At 36.0% G+C, this 8,660-nt stretch carries 5 protein-coding genes and 1 riboswitch; of the genes, 2 read left to right on the top strand and 3 right to left on the bottom strand.

Annotation, left to right across the window (positions count from 1 at the left end):
• Window positions 1-1,115 precede the first annotated feature (1,115 nt).
• Together NK356_RS05400 and NK356_RS05395 are read right to left on the bottom strand one after the other, a co-directional pair.
• Window positions 1,116-2,609 carry a RagB/SusD family nutrient uptake outer membrane protein gene (locus tag NK356_RS05400; protein WP_253316398.1) on the bottom strand — a complete coding sequence of 498 codons (1,494 nt, stop codon included), beginning with the start codon at window positions 2,607-2,609 and terminating at the stop codon, window positions 1,116-1,118.
• Between the two features lie 18 nt (window positions 2,610-2,627).
• Window positions 2,628-5,561, bottom strand: coding sequence for a TonB-dependent receptor (locus NK356_RS05395; protein ID WP_253316397.1), 2,934 nt, complete (start codon window positions 5,559-5,561; stop codon window positions 2,628-2,630).
• 83 nt (window positions 5,562-5,644) lie between these two features.
• A riboswitch (SAM riboswitch) is annotated at window positions 5,645-5,743 on the bottom strand.
• 244 nt (window positions 5,744-5,987) lie between these two features.
• Between NK356_RS05395 and NK356_RS05390 the strand changes: the two genes are divergently transcribed.
• The gene (locus NK356_RS05390) at window positions 5,988-6,395 is read left to right on the top strand and encodes a type II 3-dehydroquinate dehydratase (RefSeq protein ID WP_253316396.1); all 408 of its coding nucleotides are present in this window, start codon (window positions 5,988-5,990) and stop codon (window positions 6,393-6,395) included.
• Between the two features lie 73 nt (window positions 6,396-6,468).
• On the top strand, window positions 6,469-6,909 hold the full coding sequence (locus NK356_RS05385; protein ID WP_253316395.1) for a hypothetical protein: 441 nt from the start codon (window positions 6,469-6,471) through the stop codon (window positions 6,907-6,909).
• Between the two features lie 49 nt (window positions 6,910-6,958).
• Here the strand turns inward: NK356_RS05385 and pckA are convergent, their stop codons facing one another.
• Window positions 6,959-8,575, bottom strand: coding sequence for a phosphoenolpyruvate carboxykinase (ATP) (gene pckA, locus NK356_RS05380; RefSeq protein ID WP_034691414.1), 1,617 nt, complete (start codon window positions 8,573-8,575; stop codon window positions 6,959-6,961).
• Window positions 8,576-8,660 lie beyond the last annotated feature (85 nt).

The raw sequence follows: 8,660 nt of genomic DNA, 5'->3' as shown, positions 1-8,660 counted from the left end.
GAAAGCAACGCTAAATTTTTCTTTTTTATACATAAAAAATGCCCCTAAAAAGTGTCTAACTTTTTGGGGGCAGTCCATTTCGGGGGATTTTTTATTATATAAGATTTCTTCGCTACAGAAAGTCTCCACACTTTGAACTAGTTAAAAACACGCTTCAAAGTCGGAAGACTTCGGAGAGCTAAGGTCTTTATGATAAAAATAAAATTCATATCATTGAAAATAAAAATTACTCAATATCAAAAAGGGCACATATGAAAAACAATCACTTTTTTATCACCTTTTATTTGCTGATTATCATTAGCCTGATATCATGTGATAAGCAAAATACAATAAACCAGAATTCATCATTCATTTATAAAGATTTGACTGATACCTATAACCATATCCAGACACAACTGGTAAAACCATAATCTATGAAAACACTTACTTATTTATTTTGGAGCTTGAAAAAATATTATGAAAAAGTTTGGTTAACAAAGGGACAGTATAATTGGACGATATTAGTTTTTAGTCTCCCCTATAATATTCCTATAATGCTTTTTTCGGGAGCCTTTGTTCAGGTATTTATTAACCCCTATTTAGAAATGGAGATATTGCGAATAATAATATTTTCATTATTTACTTTATTAATTTTCTTTTTATTAGCGCAGCCTCTGAAGTTAATTTTCCCAAGGAAAAAGATAGAAAGCTTATCTTATACAAAAGAGGAGGTAAAAAGATATCGATTAAATATTTTATACTTTTTCCTGGGTCTCATACTCTTAATTGCTTTATTAGTAATCTATAAAAAGTATGTTAGCTAATCGAGAACAAAGGTAGTGTGAACTATTGTATTCGGAGCTATTTATGGAAGTGTAAGCTTCCCCAAAAATAGGAAACTACATGGGATTTATATCTTTAATTATAGGGTTATTAAAGATATAAACATTATTCCCTTAATAACAGATAGATAAATTTGGCTTTTAAGTATAAATTCTCCAATATTAAAAAAACATAAACCACTCTTTAATAAGGATGGTTTTTTATTATTTATACTTAAACTACCTTTATTATTAATATTAAAAACCACCGCAAAAGCAGTGGCTCAAAAAATCAATCTAATTATGGACTATATCTTATAAATTCGGGTTATTCTCAAACTCTCTCTGAGGAATACTGAATAAGTAATAGTTACTATTGGGTGTAAAAGCAGATTTATCCGGAAAATCAAGAACAGAATGCCCTTTACCGTCTACGGTTTTCACAGTTCCGTCCGGTGTAGTTACCTGAACTTTTACGGGTTTACCGTCAGCATCTACAAACGGTTTTCTTACTACTATACCCTGCGTTCTGATGATATCTGAAAGAGAGAATCCTTCTCCGAATAATTCTTTTCTTCTTTCAATCAAAACCGCATCTACTACTGCATTTTGTGCTAATGAACCATTATAAATATTAGCATTTCTGGCAGATTTCAACTGGTTCAATACTGCTACCGCTTGAGAAACATTTCCACTTCTTGCTTCGGCTTCAGCTTCAATCAGATACATTTCTGCAGCTCTCATGTACACAATATCTGCAATAAGGGTTGGTTTAAACTTAAACTTAGCATACCTCAGCAATCCTTCTCTTCCTTTCTGTCCGTCCCATGAAAACAATTGAGATCTGACATCATTAGTATCAAAAAGGTCTTTGAAATAAGGATCCGCCATAAAGCTGTAATAATAACTTCCTGATGAAGATACATCCAGATAGTGGAAGGCATAGCTCGCATCTGATTGTTCTTGCGTCTGCCCGTGTCCCCAGATCCATTCTGCATTGTTGATATCATTGAATCCATCCTTATATTTTTCCGGAGCCATCAAAGGGAAACCTTCTCTTGCAATTTTCGCAGATGCTGAAGCTTTGCTCCATTCACCGGTATTCAGATAGGTTCTTGCTAAAAGCCCGTTCACTACAGCACGGTTGATCTTATCCTTATTATTTCTTGTATAACTTTTCAACAGGTTATCAGCATCCGTAAGATCACTTTTAATCAATGTATAGATTTCTTCAAGACTTGCTCTTTTCTTCCCTACCGTGCTTGTTGTGGAAGGTTCAGTGTAAATGGGAGCTGTCAAAACTGATTTGTCTTTCAGGTAACTGAACTGATAAAAACTTGCCAGATTCAGATAACAGAAAGCACGTAATGCTTTTGCCTGCCCTTTCACCTGATTCTTTTTCTCCTGGCTTCCTTCTGTCCCATCAATTCTTGTAATCACATTATTCATATTATTGATGGTAGAATACAACATAGACCAGATAAACAATGGACGGCTTGCTGTATTGTTAACCATTTCAGTGAAAGCGTAAGTAGAGGCAAAACCATATTTATTAGTCAGCACTGCCACATCACTTCCCATGGCATCACTGGCTCTTAGAACAGTGGAATAACCGATATTGGCGTACGTTGTCCCGTCATTATTAAATTTTGCCCAGGTACCGTTTACCACAGTTTCAGCACTTTCAGCAGTTTTAAAAACCTCTACGCTGTTGGCCTGATCAGTAGGTGCGGTATCCAAATCATTTTCACAGCTTGTCAACGACAAAAACCCAATAAGTGCTAATGATATGTATTTTAATTTTTTCATTGTTTCAATTTTAAAAGGTTAAAGAGTTGCCTGAAGACCAAAAGTAATGGTTCTCATTGCCGGATATCTGTAATATGTTGTTCCATCCAAAGCCTGTTCAGGATCCATTCCCTTATGTTTATAGAAGGTCAGAAGGTTTTCTGCCTGAATATAAATTCTAAACTTTTTCAATCCTATTTTCTCAAAATAATCCTCAGGAAGCGTGTATCCTAAACTTACGTTTTTAAGTCTTGCATACGTTCCGGAGTAAAGGAATCTTGATGAGGTTGATGTCCAGTTATTTGTTGTTGTACTTAATCCGGGAACATCCGTGTTAGGATTATCCGGAGTCCATCTGTTGAGCATTTCTGCGCTCCATGCACGTCCTCCCGCACTTCCGTTATGCATGATGGAAGTATAGTCATTGTCAAGAATTTTACCTCCAATTTTAAATGTCAACAACCCTGAGAAATCAAAATTCTTATAATTGATACTTGTACTGATTCCTCCTGTCAGTTTCGGCAATGCAGAACCTTGTAACAGTTTTGTCGCTTTTGAATATTCTGAAGTCGTTCCTTCCACTGAGTTTCCGCCGGCATCTGTAGAAACTGTTTTCCACAAAGGTTTTCCATTGCTTGGATCTACCCCAGCCCATTCAGGAATAAAGAAATCATATACAGAACCTCCTACAGTTAATAGCTTTGTTCCTACCACAAGTGAACCTCCAGGCAATTTGGTTACCTTGTTGTTTAAAGTACTTAAGTTCACATCTACATTCCATTGGAAATCATCATTCTTAATAGGTGTTGTGAATAATGAAAATTCAAACCCTGTATTCTGAATGGTTCCGATATTGGCAGGATAGTCACTGATTCCTAATGATGGCGCAACCGGCATGTTAAACAGAAGATCCTGGCTTTGTCTTTTGAAATATTCAATATTACCTTTAATCCTGTTATTGAGAATAGCGAATTCCAATCCTACGTTTAAATTAAGGTTGGTTTCCCATTTCACATTATTGGTAGATGTTTTTTCCAGCGTTGTTCCAGGTTCACCACCAAGGCTGATAAATCTGTATAGTTCCTGATACGCGTAATAAAGTGGTTGTCCGTTGGGTCTAAGCAATTTATCATTCCCCTGACCTCCATAACTGGCACGCAATGTCAATTGGTTGAATACATTCAGGCTTTTAATAAATTCCTCATTAGATATCTTCCATGAACCTCCTACTGACCAGAATCTTCCCCATCTGTTATCTTTTTCAAATCTCGAAGAGCTGTCTGCCCTTCCAGATGCAGATAAGAAGTAAGTATTGTTATAATCATACTCTACTTTTCCCAGAAAACTTAATAAGCTTAATTTATTACTGTTTCCACTGAAACTTCCCAGTAGAGAAGCAGCATCCGGCTCATAGTAGTAAGGCAGGGAGAACTGACTTCTTGTTCCGGAAATCGTCTGATAATCATATTTATAGAATTCATGTCCTGCTAATGCATTAACGTGATGCTTTCCAAACTTTTTATCATATGTCAGAATATTGCTGGTTGTATAGGAAAGTGTTCTGCTATTGGTTTTCGTCACTGAACCTCCAATTTCAGCACCTTGTCCCAACAATGGGTTTGAATAATAATGACCATTATAGTTCACCAAATCAACAGAGAAGCTTGTCTTGAATTTCAGTTCCGGTAAGAAAGTGAATTCCATGAATCCTTTTCCTGAAAAGTTATCTTCTTTATTCTCGTTTTTATCTAATGGCAAAGTTGCAGCAGCATTCTGATTCTGAAGCGCATTCGTTGGTCTGTATTTTCCAAAATCATAAACCGGGTTTCCGTCGGCATCCAAAACATAAGTTCCATCAGCATTTCTTTCGTAATAAGGATAGAACGAAGGAATAAACCGTGCGGCATTGATGATGTTGCTCGCCTTGGAATCTGAAGAAGTTGGTGCCTGCTGAACACTGTTTGTATAATTTAAGTTAACTCCAACATTAAGCCATTTCTTTACCTCTGAATTGATTTTCAGTCGGGTATTGTATCTTTTATATCCTGATTCAATCGCCATACCTTTATCATCCAGATACCCTAGTGAAAAAAAGTAATTGCTTTTATCACTTCCTCCACTGATATCAAGATCCACCTGGTTTCTTGAGGCCACTCTCTGTAAAATATCTCTCCAGTCATCATTCCAAAGTGGTGACGCACCTGGTAATAGTTTTCCATCTGTTCCTACCGGCTTAGGGTAAGCAGTTCCATAGGGATTAATACCAAGTGTGGAAACAAGATTATCCGTCGCCATTTGTGCAGCCTGCTGAGAAGAAACTTTTCCGGACTGATATCCGTTTCTCAAAGCTTCCCAGTATAATTGAAAGTACTGATCTGTGCTTACCTGTTCATAGTCTTTTACAGCTCTTCCGGAGAATCCCTGACTGATATTAAAATTAACCCTGGCTTCTCCTTTCTTACCTGATTTTGTAGTAATGATAATAATTCCGTTTGCTCCTCTTGAACCATACAAAGCACTTGCTGTAGCATCTTTCAAAACACTGATGGATTCAATATCGCTTGGACTGATGGAGTTCAGATTTCCATCGAAAGGAATTCCGTCTACAACGTATAAAGGATCACTGGAAGCACTGATTGAGCCAATTCCCCTGATTCTGATAGTAGAAACAGCACCTGGCTGCCCTGATGCACTGGTTGTCTGGATCCCTGCTACCTGCCCTTCTAATGCTTTGGTAATATTCGTTACGGGTCTGTTATTAATCTTATCACTGGAAATGGTAGCTACAGAACCGGTATAGCTATTTCTTTTAGCTTTTCCATAGGCTACCACTACTACTTCATCAATCTCCTTTTCATGAAGGCTATCTTTTTTCGGCTTGGAATTCTGCGCATTAACGCTGGTTATTCCCAGGAAAAATGCAGCCACCGGAGGTATCCAAGCTTTAGAATTGAATAAATTTTTGCTAATCATAATCAATTTTATTTATCATATATTAAAATTTAGCCCTTTGCAGAAAAGTCAGCAAAGGGCATCGATAAATGCGATAAACCAAATGCTTATTTTTCCTTAAAAGGCTGAACGTAACACCTTGCCCCACGGGTAGGTTGTTAAGATTTCACAGGGTCAGTTCCCTCCATCTTTCTTTATAAGCCGATCGAAATATGACTGCAAAGCTAGAAACTTTTAGTCTACAAAACAAGTAGACTTATTTATTTTTCATGATAAATTTTCAAAAATTAACTTAATTTTTTAATAAAATCCATTACAGTAAAGAGTTACAAGCTTTACCACTTTCTTAAACATGATAAATATCATTATCAATAATTCAATGGCACGAAAGTTAATCTCAACTGAAATTTTTGACGGTTAATTAAAAAAAGTTTTTAATTTTATGGTATGAAAGTTTTGATCATCAATGGCCCTAACCTCAATCTGTTAGGCACAAGAGAACCGGAAATCTATGGAAATGTTTCTATGGAAAACTATTTGGAAAATTTAAGATCCGAGTTTCAGACTCATGAATTAAAATATTACCAGTCTAATATTGAAGGAGAGCTTATCAACAGGCTTCAGGAGGATGATTTTGATGCCGTAGTAATTAACCCGGGAGCTTTTACCCATTATTCTTATGCTATTGCTGATTGCCTGAAGAATATTCGTAAGCAAAAAGTAGAAGTTCATATCAGCAATATTTATAAAAGAGAAGAATTCCGACAAAAATCTGTAACGGCAGCTAATACGGATGCGGTTTTATCTGGCTTTGGAATGGATGGATATAGATTGGCTTTATTGAGCTTGAAGTAATTTTGTTGCTTATACTTTTCCCACGAATTGCACAGATTTTCACAGATAATTATGGATAGTAAGAGCGTAATTTATGAAGATAAATGATAAGGTTTACTGTAAAGACATTGGAATATATTCCGGGCAATTGACGAAAAGAAAATCCTATATCATTGAAGAAATAAATATTGAAAATATAAGAATCTGGAATGACGAAGGAAGACTGAGGTGGTATTCTGATTTTTATTTTAGTGTAAACAATGAACCGGAAATAACTTCTATTCATATTGATGATGAAATCGGAAATATTGAATCTGATGCTATAGAAGTAACCATTGAATTTTCCGACAAAACAAAATATTGGATGACCTTCACTACCCCACAGTATTTAGATAAAATATTGGATGGAGAGCCTTACTTTTCTTCAAAACACTTTATGATTATAAAATATCTCACAGAAGAATCGATCAAATCAACTATCCTAAAATTGGATGAACAAAACAAGCTGATTGAGAACTGTAAAAAATATGAATAAAAAAAAGCCTCATCGATGATGAGGCTTTTTGTATGTTAATTGGTAACTATTAGATAGTTTGTTCCTGTAATTGAGGTCCTGAAGCTACTAATTTCTTACCTTCTTCAGTATCACAGTACTGTTCAAAGTTCTTGATGTATCTTGAAGCAAGATCTTTTGCTTTTTCTTCCCATTCTGAAGCATTCTCATAAGTATCTCTAGGATCTAAAATACCTGTAGAAACGTTTGGCAATTCAGTAGGAATCTCAAGGTTCATAATTGGAACCTGAGTTTTAGGAGCATTGTCAATAGAACCGTCAATGATGGCATCAATGATTGCTCTTGTATCTTTCAGAGAAATTCTCTTTCCAGTACCGTTCCATCCTGTATTTACCAAATATGCTTTAGCTCCGTGCTCCTGCATTTTACCGATCAATGTTTTAGAATACATTGTTGGGTGTAATGTAAGGAACGCTTCACCAAATGCAGGTGAGAAAGATGGTTGTGGTTCTGTAATTCCTCTTTCAGTTCCGGCTAATTTTGAAGTATAACCGCAAAGGAAGTGGTATTGAGCCTGATCTTCATTCAGGATAGAAACCGGAGGAAGTACTCCGAATGCATCCGCAGAAAGATAAACAATCTTCTTAGCATGACCTGCTTTAGAAGGCAATACAATTTTGTTGATATGATAGATTGGATAAGAAACTCTTGTATTTTCTGTGATAGATCCGTCAGTATAATCTGCTACTCCATTGTTCACGACAACGTTTTCAAGAAGTGCATCTCTTTTGATAGCTCTGAAAATATCCGGTTCTTTTTCTTCTGATAAGTCAATTACTTTAGCGTAGCATCCTCCTTCATAGTTAAATACTCCGTTATTATCCCATCCGTGCTCATCGTCTCCGATAAGGTATCTTTTAGGATCTGCTGATAAAGTAGTTTTACCTGTTCCTGAAAGACCAAAGAACAAAGCAACATCACCTTTTTCACCTACGTTTGCAGAACAGTGCATAGAAGCCATACCTTTTAATGGAAGGTAATAGTTCATCATAGCAAACATCCCTTTCTTCATCTCACCTCCGTACCAGGTACCTCCGATGATCTGTAGTTTTTCAGTAAGGTTGAACATGATAAAGTTTTCAGAGTGTAATCCCTGAGCTTCCCAGTTCGGGTTGGTTGTTTTTGATCCGTTGATTACAGTGAAATCCGGCTCACCGAAGTTTTCAAGTTCGTAGTGAGAAGGACGGATAAACATATTGGTCACGAAATGTGCCTGCCATGCTACTTCAACGATAAATCTTACTTTAAGTCTTGTATCTGCATTTGTACCACAAAATGCATCTACTACATAGATTTTCTTAGCTTCAGAAAGCTGATTCATCACTAGTTCTTTACAAGAACCGAAAATTTCTGCAGTTGTAGGTAAGTTTACTTTACCATCCCAGAAAATTGTATCTCTTGTAACATCATCCTGAACAATATATCTGTCTTTAGGTGAACGACCTGTGAAAATTCCTGTTTTTACTGATACTGCGCCAGATTCCGTAAGCTCAGCTTGCTCAAACCCCTGATTTTCAGGAGAAACTTCAGCCTGATATAATTCTTCGTAAGAAGGATTATACACTACTTCATAGTTTCCTTTAATCCCTAATTTCTCTAAATCCTGGATGATTTTAGTGTTTTTCATTTTACTTATATTTTCTATTTCTTTATTGACTTCAACAAAAATAATATTAATTATTTGTTAAAGGTGGTTTAAATATACTGATATA

Origin of the sequence: Chryseobacterium sp. S0630 (assembly GCF_024158915.1) — a bacterium.
Classification (GTDB): domain Bacteria; phylum Bacteroidota; class Bacteroidia; order Flavobacteriales; family Weeksellaceae; genus Chryseobacterium.
Note: the sequence above shows the minus strand (reverse complement) of the source record. Positions and strands in the feature narration are given on the sequence as shown.

Bases quoted from the DNA above. Each gene is read 5' to 3' on its own strand.
- NK356_RS05400 (WP_253316398.1), bottom strand. From the start codon at position 2,609: ATGAAAAAATTAAAATACATATCATTAGCACTTATTGGGTTTTTGTCG.
- NK356_RS05395 (WP_253316397.1), bottom strand. From the start codon at position 5,561: ATGATTAGCAAAAATTTATTCAATTCTAAAGCTTGGATACCTCCGGTG.
- NK356_RS05390 (WP_253316396.1), top strand. From the start codon at position 5,988: ATGAAAGTTTTGATCATCAATGGCCCTAACCTCAATCTGTTAGGCACA.
- NK356_RS05385 (WP_253316395.1), top strand. From the start codon at position 6,469: ATGAAGATAAATGATAAGGTTTACTGTAAAGACATTGGAATATATTCC.
- pckA (WP_034691414.1), bottom strand. From the start codon at position 8,575: ATGAAAAACACTAAAATCATCCAGGATTTAGAGAAATTAGGGATTAAA.